Annotated in this window: 18 protein-coding genes; 10 read left to right on the forward strand and 8 right to left on the reverse strand. The window is 73.6% G+C overall.

The features are described 5' to 3' along the window. Positions 1–143 precede the first annotated feature (143 nt). The 3 genes from ACIQE0_RS31670 to ACIQE0_RS31680 all read left to right on the forward strand — a co-directional run bounded on the left by ACIQE0_RS31670 (position 144) and on the right by ACIQE0_RS31680 (position 3,964). Entirely contained in the window at positions 144–1,970 is a 1,827-nt protein-coding gene (locus tag ACIQE0_RS31670; protein ID WP_402338696.1) for an AMP-dependent synthetase/ligase, read from the forward strand. A 120-nt stretch (positions 1,971–2,090) separates the two neighbouring features. Continuing rightward, the gene (locus tag ACIQE0_RS31675; RefSeq protein WP_402338697.1) at positions 2,091–2,924 is read left to right on the forward strand and encodes an aldo/keto reductase; all 834 of its coding nucleotides are present in this window, start codon (positions 2,091–2,093) and stop codon (positions 2,922–2,924) included. A gap of 254 nt (positions 2,925–3,178) precedes the next feature. After that, the gene (locus ACIQE0_RS31680; protein ID WP_366333188.1) at positions 3,179–3,964 is read left to right on the forward strand and encodes a VOC family protein; all 786 of its coding nucleotides are present in this window, start codon (positions 3,179–3,181) and stop codon (positions 3,962–3,964) included. Between the two features lie 134 nt (positions 3,965–4,098). Here ACIQE0_RS31680 and ACIQE0_RS31685 read toward each other — a convergent pair whose 3' ends face one another. Next, positions 4,099–5,049 (reverse strand): class I SAM-dependent methyltransferase, encoded by a 951-nt coding sequence (locus ACIQE0_RS31685; protein ID WP_402338698.1) that lies wholly within the window; start codon positions 5,047–5,049, stop codon positions 4,099–4,101. Positions 5,050–5,178: 129 nt separating this feature from the next. Between ACIQE0_RS31685 and ACIQE0_RS31690 the strand changes: the two genes are divergently transcribed. Both ACIQE0_RS31690 and ACIQE0_RS31695 read left to right on the forward strand, forming a co-directional pair. After that, positions 5,179–6,270, forward strand: coding sequence for a DUF1266 domain-containing protein (locus ACIQE0_RS31690; RefSeq protein ID WP_402338699.1), 1,092 nt, complete (start codon positions 5,179–5,181; stop codon positions 6,268–6,270). 161 nt (positions 6,271–6,431) lie between these two features. Then, the gene (locus ACIQE0_RS31695) at positions 6,432–7,352 is read left to right on the forward strand and encodes a YihY/virulence factor BrkB family protein (RefSeq protein ID WP_402338700.1); all 921 of its coding nucleotides are present in this window, start codon (positions 6,432–6,434) and stop codon (positions 7,350–7,352) included. Positions 7,353–7,364: 12 nt separating this feature from the next. Here the strand turns inward: ACIQE0_RS31695 and ACIQE0_RS31700 are convergent, their stop codons facing one another. After that, complete coding sequence (locus tag ACIQE0_RS31700; protein WP_366333180.1) at positions 7,365–7,676, reverse strand: 4a-hydroxytetrahydrobiopterin dehydratase; 312 nt, start codon at positions 7,674–7,676, stop codon at positions 7,365–7,367. Between the two features lie 191 nt (positions 7,677–7,867). Here ACIQE0_RS31700 and ACIQE0_RS31705 point away from each other — a divergent pair, with 191 nt between their 5' ends. Further along, positions 7,868–8,680, forward strand: a complete 813-nt coding sequence (locus ACIQE0_RS31705; protein ID WP_402338701.1) for a helix-turn-helix domain-containing protein — start codon at positions 7,868–7,870, stop codon at positions 8,678–8,680. 7 nt (positions 8,681–8,687) lie between these two features. On the opposite strand, the gene ACIQE0_RS31710 is transcribed toward ACIQE0_RS31705, so the two are convergent. The 3 genes from ACIQE0_RS31710 to ACIQE0_RS31720 form a co-directional block, all read right to left on the reverse strand. Next, a complete protein-coding gene (locus tag ACIQE0_RS31710; RefSeq protein ID WP_402338702.1) occupies positions 8,688–9,089 on the reverse strand; it encodes a nuclear transport factor 2 family protein in 402 nt (133 codons plus the stop codon). Positions 9,090–9,341: 252 nt separating this feature from the next. Then, positions 9,342–10,751, reverse strand: coding sequence for an amino acid permease (locus ACIQE0_RS31715; protein WP_402338703.1), 1,410 nt, complete (start codon positions 10,749–10,751; stop codon positions 9,342–9,344). 144 nt (positions 10,752–10,895) lie between these two features. Next, positions 10,896–12,998: a phage holin family protein gene (locus ACIQE0_RS31720; RefSeq protein ID WP_366333172.1), complete on the reverse strand. Its 2,103-nt coding sequence runs from the start codon at positions 12,996–12,998 to the stop codon at positions 10,896–10,898. A 274-nt stretch (positions 12,999–13,272) separates the two neighbouring features. Between ACIQE0_RS31720 and ACIQE0_RS31725 the strand changes: the two genes are divergently transcribed. Then, entirely contained in the window at positions 13,273–14,067 is a 795-nt protein-coding gene (locus tag ACIQE0_RS31725; protein ID WP_366333170.1) for an MBL fold metallo-hydrolase, read from the forward strand. Between the two features lie 122 nt (positions 14,068–14,189). After that, a complete protein-coding gene (locus tag ACIQE0_RS31730; RefSeq protein ID WP_366333237.1) occupies positions 14,190–14,831 on the forward strand; it encodes a VTT domain-containing protein in 642 nt (213 codons plus the stop codon). Between the two features lie 27 nt (positions 14,832–14,858). Here the strand turns inward: ACIQE0_RS31730 and ACIQE0_RS31735 are convergent, their stop codons facing one another. From ACIQE0_RS31735 to ACIQE0_RS31745, 3 genes are all read right to left on the reverse strand, one after another. Further along, a complete protein-coding gene (locus ACIQE0_RS31735; protein WP_402338704.1) occupies positions 14,859–16,154 on the reverse strand; it encodes an MBL fold metallo-hydrolase in 1,296 nt (431 codons plus the stop codon). Positions 16,155–16,429: 275 nt separating this feature from the next. Beyond that, entirely contained in the window at positions 16,430–17,773 is a 1,344-nt protein-coding gene (locus ACIQE0_RS31740) for an aminotransferase class I/II-fold pyridoxal phosphate-dependent enzyme (protein WP_402338705.1), read from the reverse strand. A gap of 304 nt (positions 17,774–18,077) precedes the next feature. Beyond that, positions 18,078–18,527, reverse strand: a complete 450-nt coding sequence (locus tag ACIQE0_RS31745; protein WP_402338706.1) for a GNAT family N-acetyltransferase — start codon at positions 18,525–18,527, stop codon at positions 18,078–18,080. A gap of 470 nt (positions 18,528–18,997) precedes the next feature. Between ACIQE0_RS31745 and ACIQE0_RS31750 the strand changes: the two genes are divergently transcribed. Both ACIQE0_RS31750 and ACIQE0_RS31755 read left to right on the forward strand, forming a co-directional pair. Further along, positions 18,998–19,813, forward strand: a complete 816-nt coding sequence (locus ACIQE0_RS31750) for a class I SAM-dependent methyltransferase (RefSeq protein ID WP_402338707.1) — start codon at positions 18,998–19,000, stop codon at positions 19,811–19,813. 126 nt (positions 19,814–19,939) lie between these two features. After that, positions 19,940–20,293, forward strand: a complete 354-nt coding sequence (locus tag ACIQE0_RS31755; protein ID WP_384094340.1) for a VOC family protein — start codon at positions 19,940–19,942, stop codon at positions 20,291–20,293. Positions 20,294–20,551: the final 258 nt, after the last annotated feature.

The following is a 20,551-nucleotide window of genomic DNA, read 5'->3' on the forward strand; positions in this document are numbered from 1 at the left end:
CCCCAGTTACCCGAAGTAACCCGGTTTCCCCGCCTGGCCTGTTCCCGTTGCCCCACCGTTACACCGTGATACCGGACTCCCACGCAGCGTCCCCGTGGGGTACGGTCGCGGCCTTGCGAGAAGCACCACGAGGAGCTGAGTCATTGCGCGAGTTCACCATCCCGCCTTTGGCGACCGCGCCCCAGGTCGGCGGGCTGGCAGACCCGGTCTACGACCACGCGGAAGCCGACCCCGGACGGGCCGCGCTCGCGCGCAAGGACGCCACCGGGCAGTGGCAGGACGTCTCCGCCGGGCAGTTCCGGGACGAGGTCATGGGGCTCGCCAAGGGCCTGCTCGCGCAGGGCATCCGGTTCGGCGACCGGGTCGGCATCATGTCCCGCACCCGCTATGAGTGGACGCTGTTCGACTACGCCCTGTGGTCCATCGGCGCCCAGTCCGTGCCGCTGTACCCGACCTCGTCGGCCGAGCAGGTCTTCTGGATGCTGCACAACGCGGACGTCGCGGCCTGCCTGGTGGAGCACGAGGACCACGCGATGACCATCGGTTCGGTCATCGGCAGACTCCCCCAGCTGCGGAAGCTGTGGCAGCTGGACGCCGACCCGGTCGCGGAGCTGACCGCGGCCGGTGCGCACCTCGACGACGAGGTGGTGCACCGGCACCGGATGGCGATCACCCCGGAGGCCGTCGCGACGATCATCTACACCTCCGGCACCACCGGCCGCCCCAAGGGCTGCGTGATCACGCACGCCAACTTCATGGCCGAGGCCGACAACATCGTGCTGCGGTACGACAGGGTCTTCCGCGCCAAGTCCGCCGACGAGGCGGCGACCCTGCTCTTCCTGCCGCTGGCCCATGTCTTCGGCCGGATGGTGCAGGTCGCGGCGGTCCGCGGCCGGGTCAAGCTCGGCCACCAGCCGGAACTGTCGGCCCGCGCCCTCCTGCCGGACCTCCAGACCTTCCGCCCCACCTTCGTCCTGGCGGTGCCGTACATCTTCGAGAAGGTCTTCGCCGCGGCCCGCCGCAAGGCGGAGGCCGAGGGCAAGGAGGGTCCGTTCGACAAGGCCGTCGAGGTCGCGGTCCGCTACGCGGAGGCACTGGAGCACAAGGCGTTCGACACCGGCCCGGGCCCCGGCGCCGCCCTGCGGATGCAGCACCAGGTCTTCGACAAGCTGGTCTACAGCAAGGTCCGCGAGGCGCTCGGCGGCCGGGTGCGGCACGCGATGTCCGGCGGCTCGGCCATGGAGCGCCGGCTGGGCCTGTTCTTCGCCGGCGCGGGCGTGCGGATCTTCGAGGGCTACGGCCTGACCGAGAGCACCGCGGCGGCCACCGCCAACCCGCCCGAGCGGACCCGCTTCGGCACCGTCGGCACCCCCGTGCCCGGCACCACCGTCCACATCGCCGAGGACGGCGAGATCTGGCTCTACGGGGGCCAGGTCTTCCAGGGCTACCACAACGACACCAAGGCGACCGATGCGGTGCTGCACGACGGCTGGTTCGCCACCGGGGACCTCGGCTCCCTGGACGAGGACGGCTATCTGACGATCACCGGCCGGAAGAAGGAAATCCTGGTCACCTCCGGCGGCAAGTCGGTCTCGCCGGTGCCGCTGGAGGAGCGGGTGCGGGCCCATCCGCTGGTCGCCCAGTGCATCGTCCTCGGCAACGACCGGCCGTTCATCTCGGCACTGGTCACCCTGGACCCGGAGGCCGTCGCGCACTGGCTGACGATGCGCGACAAGCCCGAGATGACCGCGCGCGACCTGGTGCGCGACCCCGATCTGGAGACCGAGATCCGGCGGGCCGTGGTCGCCGCGAACACCCTGGTCTCCCAGGCCGAGTCGATCCGCACGTTCCGGATACTGGCCAACCAGTTCAGCGAGGAACACGGCCTGCTCACGCCCTCGCTGAAGCTCAAGCGCAAGGCGATCGAGGCCGCGTACGCGGCGGAGGTGGACGCGCTGTACCGGGCGTGAGGGACGGGCGGAGCCGGATCGGCTGCGAGCGAACACCTCCGCCGGCGTGCGCGGGAATGTCCGGAGACGGATGATCGTTGTCGACGGAGAACAGCAAGTCGACGTAAGGATCGAATCCCCGTGAGCACGGTTCCCTCCATCCCGCTCAACAACGACGTCACGATGCCCCAGCTCGGATACGGCGTCTGGCAGATCCCCGACGAGGAGGCGTTCACCGCCGTCGGCCACGCCCTGGAGGCCGGCTACCGCAGCGTCGACACCGCCGCGATCTACGGCAACGAGGAGGGCACCGGCAGGGCGCTCGCCGCCTCCGGCATCGCCCGCGAGGAGCTCTTCGTCACCACCAAGCTGTGGAACGCCGAGCAGGGCTACGACGCCACCCTCCGCGCCTTCGACGCCTCGCTCGCCAAGCTCGGGCTGGAGTACGTCGACCTGTACCTGATCCACTGGCCGCTGCCGGCCCGTGACACGTACGTCGACACCTACAAGGCGTTGGAGAAGATCTACGCCGAGGGCCGCGCCAAGGCCATCGGCGTCTCCAACTTCCTCCCCGCCCACCTGGAGCGGCTGCTCGGCGAGACCTCCATCGTCCCGGCGGTCAACCAGATCGAGCTGCACCCCCAGCTCCAGCAGGCCGAGTCCCGCGCCTTCCACGCCAAGCACGGCATCGCGACCGAGGCCTGGTCGCCGCTGGGCCAGGGCAAGGGGCTGCTGACGGACCCGACGATCACCAAGATCGCCGAGAAGCACGGCAAGACCCCGGCCCAGGTGGTCCTGCGCTGGCACCTCCAGGTCGGCAACGTGGTCATCCCCAAGTCCGCCACCCCCTCGCGGATCCGGGAGAACTTCGACGTCTTCGGCTTCGAGCTGGACGGCGAGGACCTGTCGGCCGTGGCCGGCCTGGACTCCGGCACCCGCCTCGGCCCCGACCCGGCCACCTTCGACGTGGCCTGAGCCTTCGGGCAGGCACCGGCCCGGGAGCCGGTGCACGCCGCGGCCCCGCTGCCGCGCGGCGCCGTCCGCCCCGCCCTGGGGCGGGCGGCGCCGTCGCGTACCGCGGATGTCGCCGTGGGCGTCCGGCCGGAGGCGGAGCGGCGGCGCGGCCCCGAGTGGCGGGGTCGGCGGGCGCCGGGAAACGTGGAAGGGGAGCCGCTCGCGGCCGCGACGGCCGCTGGGCAGCCACCACTTCCGTTCCGAGGAGGCCACCGATGCCCGACGTCACCTCTCCCTACCCGCCCGGGACGCCCTGCTGGGTCGACCTCGCGGCCCCCGACCAGAAGGCCGCCATCGACTTCTACGCCGACCTCCTCGGCTGGAGCGGCGAGGTCGGCCCTCCGGAGGCCGGCGGTTACGCGGTCTGCACGCTGAACGGGAAGCCCGTGGCCGGCATCATGGCGGCGGTCGCGATGGGGGACCAGCCGGCCCCGCCGACGGTCTGGACCACCTATCTGGCCAGCGCCGACGCGGAAGCCACCCAGCGGTCGGTGGCCTCCGCCGGCGGCACCGTACTGATGCCGGTGATGGATGTGATGTCGCTGGGCCGGATGTTCATCGCCGCCGATCCGACCGGGGCGGTCTTCGGTGTCTGGCAGCCGGTCGACTTCCCGGGCGCCGGCATCGTCAACGAGCCCGGCGCACTGATCTGGAACGAGCTCAACACCACCGAGCGGTCCGCCGCCTCCGCCTTCTACAAGGCGGCCTTCGGCATCGAGTCCGCCGCGGCGGAGGGCATCGAGCACTACAACACGTTGCAGGTGGCGGGCCACCCCGTGGGCGGTGTGCAGCCGATGCCGGAGCATCTGCCGGCCGACACGCCCTCGCACTGGCTGACGTACTTCGCGGTGCCGGACACCGATGCGGCGGTCGCCAAGGTCCTCAAGGCCGGCGGCAGCACGATCGTGGAGCCGTTCGACATGGTCGTCGGCCGGATCGCCGTGCTGACCGATCCGCAGGGCGCCGTCTTCGCGCTGATCCACCCCAAGTCCGGGGAATGAGGCCCGAGTCGGGAGCGCGCCCCGTCAACTGCACCGCGAACGGATCCCGTTGGACACACAAGGCGTCGCGCTGCCCGCCGGCCCTGCGCCGCGACCAGAACGCAGGGCCGGCGGGCGGCCGGCCACCGGGCGGGCTATTGCTCCGGTGCACGGGCGGTGTGCACCGTCTGCGCGGAGAGCAGGAAGACGTCCGGGCGCCGGGTGACGCCTGCGGGGTCGTAGGGGTCGGTGAGGCGGGTGAGGGTGATGAGGTCGTCCGGATCCAGCCGGTCGCCGTACGTCTCGACGGCGCGGCCCAGGGTGGCCTGGAGGTGCCGGCGGGCGTCGTCGGGAAGCGGGGCCGGCAGGTCCAGCAGGAAGCTGCGGGTGCGCGGGGTGCGCAGCCCGGCGTTGGCCAGGAAGGCGGGCCAGTCCTCCAGGGTGTCGGCGGTGTCGGGCAGCACCGCCCGCATCTCGGTGAAGCAGTCCTCGGCGGCCGCGTCCAGCCGGGACTGGAGCCCCGGGCGGCCGATGCCGAGGTCGCGCGGCAGGAAGCGCGGGGTCAGGCCGCCCTCGGAGATCGCCAGCAGGCCGCCGGGCCGCAGATGGCCGGCGAGGGCGGCGACCGCGGCGCGCTGGTCCCCGACGTGGTGCAGCGCCTTGCTGGACCAGATGAGATCGGCGCCGCCGAGCGGATCGAGGCCGTGCGGGACCTCGGCGCAGTGGGTGTGGATCCGGTCGGCCAGGCCGAGCCGGTCGGCGCGGTCGCGGGCGCGTTCCAGCAGCGCTTCGGTGGCGTCCACCGCGCACACCTCGGCGTTCGGAAAGGCCCGGGCCAGCAGGCAGCTGACCACCCCCGGGCCGCTGCCGACGTCGAGGACGCGACGCACGTCCACGGCACCGGCCGGGCCCTCAGGGCGAGTTGACGCTGTGTCAGGTTCGTTCACGGAGAGCAGTTCGCGCAGCCAGGCGGCGGCCTGCTCGTACAGCGGGGTCTGGATCTCGGCGCCCCGTTCGAGGTATGGGCCGAGCTCCTCCCAGTCGACGGCGGCGCCCTCCTGGTCACTGTGGTCGTGCCCGGGCGCGGGGCGGTCATGACTGCTCATGGCATCGAGCCTCCGGTACGGGGTGGGCTCCGGCAAGCGGCGGGCCGGGCGGCGGTCCCTCCCGCGGCCCCTGGTGACGGCCGGGGTCGGGACCACCGTAGGGTCTGGCCTGTGGTTACTCCGGGATGGATGCCGCCGACGGAGACCGAACGGCGGCTGTACGAGGCAACGGCACGTGGGGACGAGGACGGACAGGTCGCGGCGATCGCCGGTGAGGATCTGTATCTGGCGGTGCCGCAGCAGGGTCAGGACCCGCTGCCCGTCTATGACGATCCGGTGGCGGGCGGTAAGTGCATTCCCGTGCTGACGCGCGGCATGCTGCCGCCGTGGCAGCCGCAGCAGCTTTTCGACCGGGTCACGGTCGAGGACTTCGCCCAGGACTGGCCCAACGACAAGTGGCGGCTGGCGGTCAATCCGGGCACCCCGTTCGCCGCGTACCTGCGCACGACGCCCGCCCACCGGGGCCGCTGGATGCAGCTGCGGATGCAGTTCGGGGTGCGGCCGGGCGGGCTGCTGGTGACCCACTACGGCGGGCCGCTCCAGGGCCCGGTGGCGCAGGGACTGGCCTGCGGGGCGCCGCTCGCGGTGCACCACAGCGTGCCGTGGAACGAGCTGGGGACGGCGTTCCTGGACTACTCGGCGGACGCGGAGACGCTGCGCGGGCAGTGGTCGGTGACGGACCCGGTGAGCTGGCAGCAGCGGTTCGACCAGATGCTCGGCGGCGCGTTCGTGCCGGCGGACGCGGAGGCGGCGCTGCGCGCCCGGGCCGCCAGGGCCGAAGAGGCCAAGGGTGCCGAAGGGGCCGAGGAGTCCGACGGGTCCGCTGAGAAAGCGTCGGCGGACGGCGGTGACGCGCCCGCGGTGCCGGAGCTGGTGGACCGTTACGAGGAGCGGTTCCGGACGGAGGGGCTGCTGCCGGCCGAGGGCCGGGTGGTGTCGCTGGTCGCGCTGGACCTGGTGCACGCGATCGGCCTGGTCCGCTGGGGCCTGGGCGCGCGGCTGTGCGGGCCGCCGCAGGCCGAGCAGGCGGTGGCCCGGGTGCTGGCCCGGGCCAGGGAGGTCTACGGCTCGTGGGAGGAGTTCGCCGCCGGGTACGCGCTCGGGCGGGTGCTGGCGTTCGACAACGGCTGGTTCGGGCAGGCGTACGCCGAGACGGCGCATCACCACCGGGTGCTGATGCAGGATCCGGCGTCCCCGTGGCGGGCCCTGCCGTTCGGCTGACGCCGCGGCGTCCCTCCGTCCGCCGGACGGCGGGAGTTTGACGGCCGGACCCCGGCCCGGGACGATGCCGGACCAGTACGGCACACAGGACGGAAACGACATGGGCGGGAGCGGTATGCGGGACCTCGCGCGGCGGTGGGCCGGGACGGCGGGGGTCCGGCATGGAGGCTGAGACCGCGCCGCCCGAGGCGCCGGCGCGGACCGGGCCGGCGCGTCCGGCCCGCCGGCCGGCCTGGAAGCGGTACCGCACGGCGCTGCGCCGCACCCCGCTGTCGGTCTGGCACGGCGATCTGACGGACTATGCGGCGAGCCTGACGTACTACGCGGTGCTGGCGCTGCTGCCGTCGGCGATCGTCACCATCTCGCTGATCGGGCTCGCCGATCCGGCCGGCACCGAGCAGTTGATCAACCGGCTGAGCTCGATCGCCCCGGCCGAGTCGGGCGCGACGGTGCGGCACGCGCTGGTGGTGATGGCGCAGCAGCGGACCGCCGCCTGGGTGGTGGTGGGCGGCGCCGCGGTCAGCGCGCTGTGGTCGTCGTGCAGTTATCTGGCGGTGTTCCGGCGGGCGCTGCACGCCATGCACCGGACGAAGGACGACCGGCCGCCGTGGCGGAAGGCGCCGCGGATCCTGGTGACCGCGCTGCTGCTGATGGCGCTGCTGATCAGCAGTGCGGTGGCGCTGCTGGTGAGCGGGCCGATCGCGACCGCGGTGGGCCGGGCGTCGGGGTTCGGCGAGACGAGCGAGACGCTGTGGAACGTGGTGCAGTGGCCGCTGCTGCTGGCACTGGCGACGGTGCTCGCGATGGTGCTGTTCCGGTCCGGTCCGCCGAGCTCCCGCGGGGTGCGGCGGGCCGGCCCCGGGGGCGTCCTGGCGGTGCTGCTCTGGTTGGTGTCGTCGGCGGGCTTCACGTTCTACGCCTCGTACGTGGGCACCTTCAACCGGCTGTACGGGTCGCTGGCCGGGTCGGTGGTGTTCCTGATCTGGCTGTGGTTCTCGAACCTGTCGCTGCTGTCCGGCGCGCAGTTCAACGTGGAGCTGGCGCGCGCCGGGCGGGTGGTCCGGCCGCGCGGCCCGAGCTGACGGGGCGGCCGGTCAGCGGGCGCCGTGCCCGGCGGCGATCTCCTCGATGCGGCGGGCCAGCCCGAAGTCGAGGTAGCTGATCCGTCCGCCGATGCTGTGGGTGGTGATCGCGACGACCAGTCGGTTGTAGCCCAGGGTCAGATCGGCGTGGTGGCCCAACTCCTCCTGGATCTGGGCGATGTGGATGACCATCGCGGCGGCCTGGAAGTGCCGGTCGAAGCGGTAGCCGCGGTGCAGTTGGTTGTCGTCGACGGTCCAGTCGGGGAGGTCCAGGAGGCGGTCCTGGATCTCCGGGTCGCCGAGTGGTTCCACCTGTGCGCTCATGACGCTCGCCTCCCGCCGGGGTACTGGTCGCCGCCGTGGGGGCGGCGGTTCCAGCCTGTCACGCCTGCCGCGGTTCCGCGTCCGCCGGAGGTGGGCGCACAGGGCCATCGGTGCGCGCCAGGGGCCGCCCGCCCACCCCGATCCTCGAAGTTACCGCAAGTAACACCTTCCGTTCGGCTACCGTCCCCGTCATGACGACTGCCACGGTCTCCACACCGGGAACCACGGGAGTGGGCACCCTGCTGCGGGAATGGCGCGACCGGCGCCGGATCAGCCAGCTGGAACTGGCGCTGCGCGCCGACTCCTCCGCCCGCCACATCAGCTTCATCGAGACCGGCCGCGCCCGCCCCAGCCAGGAGATGGTGCTGCGACTGGCCGAACACCTCGACGTCCCGGTCCGGGAGCGCAACGCCCTGCTGATCGCGGCCGGTTACGCCCCCGACTTCCCGGAGACCCCCTTGGACGATCCGTCGATGTCCGCGCTCCGGACCGGCATGGAGCAGCTGCTGGCCGGCTACGAGCCGTACCCGGCCCTGGTGTGCGACGGGATGTACCACGTCCAGGCGGCCAACCGCGGCATGGAGATCCTCATGGACGGCGTCGATCCGGAACTGCTCCGGCCGCCGATGAACGCCATGCGGATCACGCTCCACCCGCGCGGTATGGCCCTGCGCATCCGCAACTTCCTGGAGTGGCGGGAGCACCTCTTCTCCCAACTGGACCGGCAGTTGGCGCTGATGCGGTCCGCTCCGCTACGCGCGCTGTACGACGAGATCAGCGCCTATCCCCTGCCGGACGGCGGGCGGATGTCCGCCGCCCAGGGCGAGCACCCGCCGTTCGCGCTGCCGCTGGTGATCGAGCACCGCGGCACGACGCTGTCCTTCCTCTCCACCATCGCCACCTTCAACACCCCGATGGACGTGACCGTTTCGGAGCTGGCGCTGGAGGCGTTCCTGCCTGCCGACCCCGAAACGGCCGCGTACCTGCGGAAGATGGCGGAGTGAGGGCGGCTCACACCGCCGGGACGCGGTCCAGGAAGCCGAGCACCACGCGGATCCGGCCGTCCTCGGCCAGCCGCACCACGTCGAATCCGGCGACCGGCGCCGACCCGTCCGGCGCGACCAGCTCCCAGCCGAACCGCGCGATGTCGTGGTGACCGTCCCCCGCGCCCAGCGGCCGGAACACAAAACCCGGGAACTGCTGGTGCGCCCCGGCGATCGCCGCCGCGAGCCCGTCGTGGCCGGCGACCTCGACCAGCGGGTCGGTGTAGGTGGCCCCCTCCTCGAACGCCGCGGCGACGGCCTTGGCCCGCTCGCCCTCGTCGGTGGCGTTCCACGCCGCGAAGTACCGCTCGACGGCGGCCGCGTGGTCGATGGCCCGCCCGCCGGTGCCCTGCTGCGTCTGCTGCGACATCTCGATCTCCTCGTGTCTGCGTTGGTGTCCGTCGTGACGTCCGGTACGGCTCCGGCTCGGGTCGAAACCCGGTTCCGGCCGACCGGCGCCCGACGGGACGTCGGCACCGGCCCACGGACCGGAGTGCGCCGGCCCGTGAACCGATGCCCCGACTCTGCCGGAGCGGGGCGCGAGGGTCGATTACGTGCAAGGTAATGCCCCTGGTCGCAGCGGTGCGGCCAGGGGCAGGGGGCGGGTGAGCGGCCAGGAAGGCTAGTTCGCCGCCGGCCCGGTGGTCGCGACGACCGGCTCCGCCGGGGCGTCCGCGGCCTCGGTCGCCGCCTCGGTCGCGGCCTCCGAGCGGCGCCCGCGGCCCGACCGGCGGGCCGCCAGCAGCGCGTACACCAGGATCCCGGCGAAGAGGAACAGCACGCCCTGGTAGATCGCCTGGTAGCCGGCGCCGGCCACCAGCCAGAAGGTGAAGCCGAAGGCCGCCAGGGCGATGGTCAGGTCGCGGGCCAGGCGGCCGGGACGGACCCGGTCGCGGCGGTCGGTGAGCAGGAAGTAGATCTGCGCGGCGGCCGCGAGGAGGTAGGGGACGGTGGCCGAGAAGGTCGTGATGAGCACCAGGGTCTCGAAGACGCCGCCGCTGCCGCCGCCGAGGTAGTTGTTCACCGTGAGGGCGGAGGCCAGCACCGCGGCGGCCAGCACGCCGAAGGTGGGCACCCCGCGCCGCTTCTTGAGGAACACGGCCGGGAAGAGGCCGTCCTTGGCCGCGGCGTACGGTGACTGAGCGCTCATCAGCGTCCACCCGTTGAGCGCGCCGAGGATGGAGATCACCGCGGCGGCCGCGATGACCGCACCGCCCCAGTGGCCGCCGAACATCGCGTTCACCGCGTCCGAGAACGGCGCCTTGGAGTGGACCAGCTTGTCGTGCGGGACGGTGCCGAAGACCGAGAGGGTGCCCAACAGGTAGACGACGGCGGCGCCGATGGTGCCGAGGACGGTGGCCCGGCCGACGTTGCGCTCGGGGTTGCGGACCTCGCCGGCGCTCATCGTGGCCGACTCCACGCCCAGGTAGCTGTAGAGGAGCATCGCCGCGGACGCGGACAGCCCGCCCAGCATGCTGCCGCTGCCCGCGTGGAACGCCCCGATGTTCTTCGGGTCGAAGAAGAACAGCCCGGCGACGGCGATGAGCAGCAGCGGCACGAACTTCAGGACCGCGGAGACCAGTTGGACCGCGCCGACGTACCGGCTGCCCGCGAAGTTGGCCAGGGCCGGCAGCCACAGCGCGGCCAGCGCCACGAGGAGGTCGGTGCCCAGCGACTCATGGCCGGGGAAGAGCACGTGCACATAGCCGACGGCGGCCACCGCCAGCGCGGCGTTGCTGACCCAGGACATCGTCCAGTACGACCAGGCCGAGAGGAAGCCGGCGAAGTCGCCGAACGCCTCACGCGCGTAGATATAGGGCCCGCCGGTGTCCGGATGGCGGCTCGCGAGCCGGCCGAAGACCAGGGCGAGGCAGAGCGCGCCCAGGGTGAGGACGCCGAAGGCGACCAGGCTGATGGTGCCGAACGGGGCGACCGAGGCCGGCAGCAGGAAGATCCCGCCGCCGATGATGTTCCCGATCACCAGGGCGGTAGCGGTTCCCAACCCGAAGCGGCGGGTATGCCGGTCGTTCATGGCGTGGTGGGCCTCTCGTCGTGCGCTGTGCACCCGGGATTGCCGGGCCACGCCATGTTCGGTGACCGGAGGGCCCCGGCAAAATCACCGGTTTTTGTCCCGCCTGGGGCAGCTGTGACGAGAAAAACCTTCCGGTGATCCGGTCTATCGCCGCAGGTCGTCCGCCTCCTCTTCGAACGGCCCGGACGGCCGGCCGGCCTCCTCGGCGCCCGCGCCGACGACCGCTCGCACCTCCTGCGCCTCCCGCAACCAGCGGCGCAGCACCTGGTGGACCCCTTCGGCGCCGGTCAGCAGCGACCCGTCCGGGACCGGCGGGGTCAGGTCCGCGGGCCACAGCAGGAACGGCCGGCTCTGCGGGCCGCCCAGGCCGCCGTGCGAGCCGATCTGCTCCTCGAAGGCGTGCACCGCGCCGGTCGCCGGATCGCAGGCGGAGTTGACCATCAGGTCGGCGACGTGCGGGAAGCGGTCGGTGCGGCGGACCGCGTCGGCCGCGCCGGGGCCGAAGGGCGCCAACGGGTCGGCGCCGACGACCCGCCCGGTGTCCAGATGGTGCTCGCCGCCGCCCGGGCCCAGCACCACCGCGCCGTGCGCGGCCGAGCGGACGAGCACGAAGCCGATGCCCGGGTGGCCGGCGAGCGTGGCGAGCAGCGCCGGGTGGCGGCGGTCCAGTTCCTCCCGGGTGATCCGGCCGGGGACATCCGGGAAGGAGACCAGGCCGAGGTTGCCGGAGGCCAGGACCACGGGCTGCGCCCCGCGCCGGTCCCCGTCCCCGGTCCCCTCGGGCCGGCCCAGCGCCGCCCGCGCCGCCTCCCGCGCTTCGGCGCCGCTGGGGGTGCGGCCGGCCCGTCCTCGCACCGGCAGCCCGCACCCGGCGCGCACCAGGTCGCCCAGGGTCAGCCCGTAGCGGTCCCGGAAGGTCGCGCCGGGGCTCTGGCCGTGGTCGGAGAGCAGCACGATCCGGTACGGGCGGGGCGCGTGCCGGGCGGCCTCGGCGATCAGCGCGAGGCTCCGGTCCAGGCGGCGCAGCACCTGGTGGGTGTCGCGGTGCCCGGGCCCGGAGTGGTGGGCCACCTCGTCGTAGGCGACCAGGTCGGCGTAGACCGCGGTGCGCCCGGCCAGCATGTCGCCGACGACGGCCGCGACCACCACATCGCGTTCGACGACGGTGGCGAAGGCCCGGATGACCGGGTACAGCCCGCCGCGCTTGACCCGCGGGCGCTCGCGGCGGCAGCGGCTGCGCAGCCCCTGCCCGATCTCGCGGAGGACCTCGGCGGCAAAGGAGACCGCGGTGCGGGTGGCGTTGGCCGGGTCGGAGAAGTAGGCGAAGTAGCCGGCCCGGGAGCGGTTGTTCCGGTCCCTCCGGGCGGCCACCGACATCACCAGGGCGACCTGGTCGGCGCCGCCGCTGAAGAGGTTGCCGCGGCTGGCGCCGTCCCGGGCGAGCAGCCCGGCGTCGCCGGTGCGGGCGACGGCCCGGCGCTGGAGTTCCGCGGCGCTGCTGGGCCGGTTGCTGACGACGAGGCCGCCGGTCTCCTTCTCGTACCACCGGAACGCGGGCAGGTCCTCGTTGCTGCCGTGCAGGATCGCGAGCTGGCTGGCGCCGGTCTGGCTGGACCAGTCGGTGCGCCACTCGGTGAGCCGGTGGCTGGTGCGCAGCCACCGGGCGACGGTCGCCATCAGCGGCCGCTCGCCGGCGGTCGCCTCTTGGAGGACGTCATGGCCGACCCCGTCGAGCTGGAGGAAGAGCGTCCCGGGCGTGCCCGGCCCGCGGCCGGCGGCGGCCCGCCTGCCCTGCCGGCCGGCCAGCCGTACCAGCCGGCGCCGGTACGCCTCGTCGTTGCGCACCGCCAGGAAGGTGGAGGTCGCCGAGGACGCAGCCGACATCGCGGCGGCGACGATCATCGCGGTCTCCGTGCTGGTCCGCCCGCCCCCGTCCGCTATCAGGTCCAGCGCCACCAGCAGCAGCGAACCGTTGAGGAAGAACACCAACAACCCGAGCACCAGCGCCGGCACCAGCAGCAACGCCCGCACCAGCAGCGGCCACACCAGCGCGCTGAGCAGGCCGAACGCGCCGGCGCCCAGCGCGGCGGCGACGGCGGTACGGGTCAGGCTCTGCCCGCCCCCGGCCTGGAGCCGGAAGTCGGGCAGCACGACGGCCAGCACGAGCAGGGTCAAAGTGGAGGCCGCCCAGACGGCCAGCACCCTCAGGAGCGCGCCACCGAGCGCCTTCCACCGCGGGGTCCGCACGCCGTCCCGTCCTCTGCGCTCCGGCCCACCGCACCGGCCGGGCGGGCATTCCGGCCAAGCGTGTCATCAAAGCCGCCGGGTGTCACAAGGCGGGCGGTGGGCAGTGGCCCCTCAGGCGGTGCGCCCCGGAAAGGCGGCACGGGACGGGCCCCGGCACCGGACTTCCCGACGGATGGGAGAGGATCGGACGGCAGAGGCAGACCGAGGGGCCCGGCCGGGACCAGTGGCCAACCGGGCGGCGCACGGCACCACTTGACCACAAGGCGGAGGCAGCATGTCGGTGGAGATCACCTGGTGGGGACATGCCACGGTGACGGTCCAGGACGCGGGCGTGCGGGTGCTGACCGACCCGCTGTTCGTGGCCCGGCTCGCCCACCTGCGGCGCCGCCGCGGCGCGCTGCCGCCGCCCGAGGCGGCCCGCGCCGACGCGGTCCTGATCTCCCATCTGCACGCCGACCATCTGCACCCCGCCTCGCTGGCCCGGCTCGCCCCCGGGACCCGGCTGATCGTGCCGCGCGGCGCACCGGCCGCCGTACCGGCCCTGCGCCGGGTCGCCGCGGCCCGCGGCCTCCCGCTCACCGAACTGCGGCCGGGCGAGGAGTGCCGCCTCGGCCCGGCCACCCCCGCCCTGACGGTCCGCGCGGTGCGGGCGGCGCACGACGGCCGCCGGCTCCCCTACGGCCCGCACCGCGTCCCCGCCCTCGGCTACGTCCTCCACGGCACGGCCCGCACCTACTTCGCCGGCGACACCGGACTCTTCCCCGAGCTTCCGGACGAGGTCGGGCCGTGCGAGGTGGCGCTGCTGCCGGTGGGCGGCTGGGGGCCGTTCCTCGGCCACGGCCACCTGGACGCCCGCCGGGCAGCAGAGGCGGCGGCCCGACTGGCGCCGTGCAGCGCCGTTCCGATCCACTACGGCACGTACTGGCCGATCGGCCTGGACGCCGTCCGGCCGCACGAGTTCCACGCGCCCGGCCAGGAATTCGAGCGGCAGGCCGCGCTGATCGCGCCGAAGGTGACCGTCCACCGCCTCGGCCACGGCGAGTCGGTCCGCCCGAGGACGACCCGATGACCCCCGTCGCCACCGCCCTGGCCGCCGCGCCCCTGGTCGGCAGCACCCCGCTGACGGCCACGACGACATCGCCGGCCGGGACACCGCTGACCGGATCGGTGCTGGCCGACGGCCTGCACCACATGCTCGCCCACACCCCGCCGGAATCCACCCAGCAGGCCGTCGGCTACCCCTCGCTGTTCCTGCTGGTGGTGCTGGGCTCACTGGTGCCCGTCGTCCCCACGGGCGCGGCGGTCAGCTCGGCCGCCGCGGTCGCCTTCCACCACAGCTCCCCGCTCGCCCTGCTCTTCGTCTTCGTGGTCGCGTCCTGCGCCGCCTTCCTCGGGGACGCGGGCCTGTACTGGCTCGGCCGCCGCGGCCTGCACTCCCGCAACGGCTCGCGCTGGCTGGCCCGTCTGCGGGACCGCGCCGCACCGGAGCGCCTGGCGCAGGCGCAGCAGCGGCTGCGGGAACACGGCGTCCTGGTGCTGGTGCTCTCCCGGCTGGTGCCGGCCGGCCGGATCCCGGTGATGCTGGCCTGCCTGCTCGCCGAGATGCCGCCCCGCCGGTTCCTCCGCGGCGACCTCCCGGCCTGCCTGGCCTGGGCGGCGACGTACCAACTGCTCGGCCTGCTCGGCGGCTCGCTCTTCCGCGAGCCCTGGCAGGGTGTGGCCGCGGCGATCGGACTCACGGTCCTCTTCGGCGCCGCCCCGGCCGTCTGGCGCCGCCTCCGCCCGTCCCCGGCCGGGGACGACGAGGGGCGGACGGCGCACGAGCGGACCTGACGGGGAGCCGCACTCCGTGACGCGCGGTCAGCTCCCCTCCAGCACCCGGGACGCCCCCACCGCAAGGTCCCACAGGTCCGACCGCGGGCGCCCGGTGGCCGCCCAGGCGGCCCGGATCCGGTGCAGCGGCTCCAGCGGCGGTTCGGCGGAGAGCAGGAACGTCGACCAGTGCATCGGCGCCAGCGCCCGCGCGCCCAGGTCCTGGCAGGCCCGGACGGCCTCCTCCGGGTCGGTGTGCACCGGGCGCAGCATCCAGCGCGGGTCGTACGCCCCGATGGGCAGCAGCGTCAGGTCGATGTCCCGGTAGCGGCGGCCGATCTCCTCGAACCAGTGGCCGTAGCCGGTGTCTCCCGCGAAGTGGATCCGCCGTCCGTCGGGGGCGGTGAGCATCCACCCGCCCCACAGGGACCGACAGGTGTCGATCAGGGTCCGCTTGCTCCAGTGGTGCGCGGGCACGAAGTCGAACCGCACCGGGCCGCCGGTCCCCGGCAGCTCCACCGCCTCCCACCAGTCCAGGTCGGTGACCTGCGTGAACCCGCGCCGACGGGCCCAGGGCGCCAGCCCCGCGGGAAGCAGCAACGGGGTGTCGCGCGGCAGCCTCTTCAGCGTCGGCGCATCCAGGTGGTCGTAGTGGTTGTGGCTGATGACGACGGCGTCCACCGGCGGCAGGTCCTCCCAGCGGACCCCGACGGGGGTGACCCGGGCCGGCGTACCGAGGATCCTGCGGGACCAGACCGGGTCGGTGAGGACGGTCAGTCCACCGATCCGGACGACCCAACTGGCGTGCCCCACCCAGGTCAACGCGATGGTCGAGGGGCCGGCGTCCGGCAACGATCCGGGTTCGAAGGGGAGTTGCTGGATCTGCTGAAGCGACTCGGGCGCCGGGCGGAGCTTGCCCTCCCGCGCGATCCGGGCCAGCGCGCGGACGCCGGGCAGCGGCGCGGTCAGCCGGTCGGTGAAGTCACGGGGCCAGGTGCGCGGCTCCGCCAGGGGGCGCGGCTCGGCGAGCGGGGGCGGGGGCGGGGCGGTGTCCGGAAGCGCGGCGGTCGCGGTGCGGCCGCCGCGACCCGTCTCCGCGATAACGGCGTTGCGGTCATCGGTCGTCACGGCCGTGACGACACCACGGCCGTCCTGGCTGCCGTCGTCTCCCGCGTCCCCGTCGCCGTCCCCGCGGCCGCCTCCGCGGCCCTCCTTGCGGCCGCCCTCATGGCCGTCGCCGTCCGGGCGCGGCTCGGCGGGGGACGGCTGGGCGGGGGACGGCTTGGTGCGGGACGGTTCGTCGAGGGAGCGCCCGGCAAGAGCGCGCTCGGTCTGTTCGGTCATCCAGGGGCTCCATTCGCTGGCCGGGCGGAACCGGAATCGCGAGGCGGGCGGGTCTTGGCGGAAGCGGAGAAGGGGCGGGGAGGGGGATCGAAGCGGAAGGGAGAGACGGGACCTCACACGGAGTCGGACACAGATGGCACGGCGGGCACGGGCCACCGGCGGCGACGACCGGACGGGCCGGCGCAGCACCGGTGCCGCCCCTCCGCCCACGACACCACTCCCCCGGTCACCGCCCCCTCGGCCACCGCTGCCTCGACATCCCTGCACCCGGCCACTCAGCTGTCCTCGCCCCCCTCCACGCACGAACCCCCACGCTGCCCCCGGCCCCCGCCTGCGCCGCCCCCGGCCCCGTCCTCGACCCTCGCCGAGGGCCCGTCTTCCGCCTCCGCTCCCCACCGGCCGGCATCGCTGCCCGACGCACCGCCCAGTTCGAACAACTTCCTCTCCAGCCCCCTCAACCCCGCCCGCACATGCGGCAGTTGCAGGGGATCCGCCGCGTCCAGTACCCGTCGCCGCACCTCCATGTCGACGCCGAGCAGGGCATCCGCCCCCAACCGCACCCGCAGCGCGTCCGGGTCGTCCTCGAAACGGTGCCCGCCACGGGCCGTCCATGGCGCCAACTCCCTCTCCAGGTCGGCCGATCCGGCAATGCCGCGGGCGGCAAGCGGACGGCCCAATGCTTCGAAGTCGGCGTAGAGGGAGCTGCCCGCATGCGGCGGACGGCACAGCGCACCGGCCTCGGTGAGCACGCCGTGCAGCGCACCGGTGAGCGCCCCGTACACCCGGGCGGCGGCCGCGGTCCGCTCCCGTACGGCGTCGGACTCACCGAGCGCATGGGTCACCGCGCAGGCCAGCGGCCCCGGGAGCACGGCGGGCAGCTCGGCGAGCGTGTGCAGCGCCGCGTCCCGTAGGACGGCGCCCCGCCGGGTGCCCGGAAAACGGGCCAGGGCCGCGGGCCAGGAGGCGGGCAGCAGGGCGGCCCGCAGATCGGTCAGCACCACGACCTCACCGGGCAGCATCTCGGCGGGGCTGAGCACCACGGTGTCGTGCGGATCGTGCAGCAGATCCCGGCGCGACTCGTCGCTGATGACCCACAGTCCCTCCTCGGCCGCCGCCTCGCACACCTCGTGCAGCTGCTCCGGGGGCGGACAGGTGCCGGTCGGGTCGTCGGCGACCGACAGGACCAGGACGCGCGGGGTGTCGCCGTGCATCCGGGCCCGCCGCACGGTCTCCAGCAGCGCGAACGGGTCCGGCACCCCACCCGACTCGACCGGCACCGGCGCCATGTGGACCGGCCGCCCGAGCAACCGGGCGGGCGGCGCGTACCACGGGGAACAGGGCCGCGGGAGCAGCACCGCGCCATCGGCTGCGGCGTAGAGGGCGAGCAGCAGGGCGGGCAGACCGGGGCCGGCGAGCACCCGGTCGGCGGCGGTGAACAGGCCGCGGCGCTCCCAGTAGCCGCAGGCGGCGGTGCGCAGCGGCAGGGAACCGCCGGGGGGTTCGGGGGCGGCGCGGCCGGCAGCGGCGGCGAGATGCGCGGCGAGCTCAGGGAGGACCGGCAGCCCCACGGGCGGGGCCGGAACCGGCTCCCGCTGCGGATCCGGGGCGGTCCGCTCCATCCGTACCTCCACTCCACGGCGGCCGGTCGATCGTGGGCCCATCACCTGATGAACGGCCCCGACCACCTTCGCAGATCACCGGGGAGGCGACGGCGGACGACACGTCACCGGAGGGTGACCGCTCCACCCCGAGGCCAACGGGACCGCCACGACCGAACCCGACTGAACCCGACTGACGAGATCCCGGACGTGCCCGAACGGGTTCGCCAGCGGACGCACCTACAGGTGCGCACGCCATCGCCCCGCGCGACGGCGCCCGGCGCACACTCCACGCCCGGCACGCGCTCGACGCCCCGCGCCCCGGCTACGCGCCTGCCTCCCGGCGCACCGACGGCGCCTCGTACCGATGCACCGCCACCTCTTCGGCCGCCTCGCCCTCGCCCCACACCTGTCGCTCGGTGCCGCACCGCACCCAGCCTCGACGCTCGTACAGTGCGACGGCCGACGCATCCGAGGTCTTCACCTCCAGAACCAGCCGCAGCCCGCGGACCGCCGCCTCCGTCTCGACGGCCGCCAGCAGGCGCGCACCGAGGCCGCGACCGCGTGCCCGGGGCGAGACATAGAGCCGGCTGACCTCCCGCCCGCACAAGGCGGCATGCCCGAGCACCGCTCCGTCCGCTTCCGCGACCCATGCGGCGGACAGCCCGTCAGGTGTGAGCCATCGCGCCGACTCCTCGGGCCAGTGGTGGGGATAGCCGCTGTGCGTGTGCACCTCGGCGAGCACCGCCGCACAGGCACCGAGGTCGCCATCCACCCGCCCCCTGATCACCCCTGACACCTGCTCCGCCGCCCCTCCCCCATCTCTCCACTCCCCGCTCACCAACGCCCCTTGCCCGCCCGTTCCTAGCTCGCGCATCGCGCCTCGCCTCTCCTGTCTCCCTAATGCCGCCAGCACCCCGGCCCTCCTCCCCCAGGGGCCGCTATCTCCCCTCGGGCCCGCATCCGCATCCGCATCCGCGCAGGAGATCACACAGTCCGGACGCCGGCGACCCGAATTCCGAAACCCGCCTGCGACGCCCCCTCAACTCCCGTCAGCCGACCCCGCCCTTCCCGCCCCACCCACCTGCCCGCCACCCTCACCCCGCCCACATAGCAAGACGCATCTCTCGCAATGCGAGACATCGACATACGCTGTGAGTGCACCACGCCGCAGGGCATCCGCACCCGGCCTCGGTACGTCATGGCCTCGTGCGGTCACCCCGATGTCCGTGAAGGAGCCGATCCATGCCGCAGGAATCCGCCGTCTACACCCACGGCCACCACGAGTCCGTACTGCGCTCGCACAGCTGGCGCACCGCCGCCAACTCCGCCGGATATCTGCTGGGTTCACTACTGCCCCATATGCAGATCCTGGACATCGGCTGCGGTCCCGGCACCATCACCGCCGACCTGGCGGCCCTGGTGCCGGACGGCCAGGTCACCGGCCTGGAACACGCCCCCGCCGTCCTCGACCAGGCCCGCGCCACGGCCGCCGCCCGCGGGGTGGAGAACATCCGCTTCACGGTCGGCGACGTCCATGCGCTGGACTTCCCCGACAACACCTTCTGCGTGACCCACGCCCATCAAGTCCTGCAACACGTGGGCGATCCCGTACAGGCACTGCGGGAGATGCGCCGCGTGACGAAGCCCGGCGGCATCGTCGCCGTCCGCGATGCGGACTACGCCACCATGACCTGGTATCCGGAGGTCGAGGGCATGGCCGACTGGCTGGACCTGTACCGCAGGGTGGCCCGCGCCAACGGCGGGGAACCCGACGCCGGACGCCGACTGCACGCCTGGGCGCGCCGGGCCGGCTTCCCGCAGGAGAGCATCACCGCGACGGCAGGCACCTGGTGTTACCAGACTCCCGAGGAGCGGACCTGGTGGTCCGAACTGTGGGCGGACCGCACGGTCGCCTCCTCCTACGCCGAGATCGCGGTCGACGGCGGGCACGCCACCGCCGACGAACTGACCCGCATCGCCGCGGCCTGGCGGGAGTGGGGCGCCCAGGAGGACGGCTGGTTCTCCATGCTGCACGGCGAGGTCCTCTGTCGCGTGTGATGCAACGTCAGCATGCCTGCCGATTCACGGCACTTCCGCCGGTCTGCCTCCACGGCACGACCACATCGCCGTCACATCGCCATCAGGGTTCGCGTAGCCGCTGGGAGCCCAACTAGGCTGTTTCATATGGACATTCTGGGGACCTCACTTCGGGTATGTGTCAGCGATCTCGACGCCGCGGTCACGGTCTATGAACGACTGACCGGCGCCGAGGCGATCCGTTTCCAGCGCGGCGGGGTGGCGGTCGCGGCGGTCGGGTGCTTCTTCCTGATGAGCGGTCCCGAGGCGGAGTTGTCGGTACTGCGGAAGATCACCGCGACCATCGCCGTCAAGAACGTCGACGAGGCGGTGAACGACCTCACGGCGGTCGGCGCGGACCTCATCGCCGGTCCGCTGACCACCCCCATCGGCCGGAATCTGGTCGCCCGCCACCCCGACGGATCGATCTTCGAGTACGTCGACCGCATCCAGATCACCTGAGACGGGTCGGACCACACGGGTCGCTTCACTTCTGCCCCTCAACGACCGCCACGTTCGGCTGGGGTGCGGTAAGTGAAGCGACGTCGGCCGTCCCGGATACGCCTCCCCTCTTGGACACGATCTCCGCCGGCGCGCCGACCGCCCGCGCGCCCGCACCGCGAGGCGTGGACGGGCCGCGCCTGACAACTCCCCTATGCCGGATGTCTGAACACCCAGCTCCAGCACGGGAGTTACGCCAGGCCGCCACCCCTCACACTT

Source organism: Streptomyces sp. NPDC093097, from assembly GCF_044754325.1.
Taxonomy (GTDB): domain Bacteria; phylum Actinomycetota; class Actinomycetes; order Streptomycetales; family Streptomycetaceae; genus Streptomyces.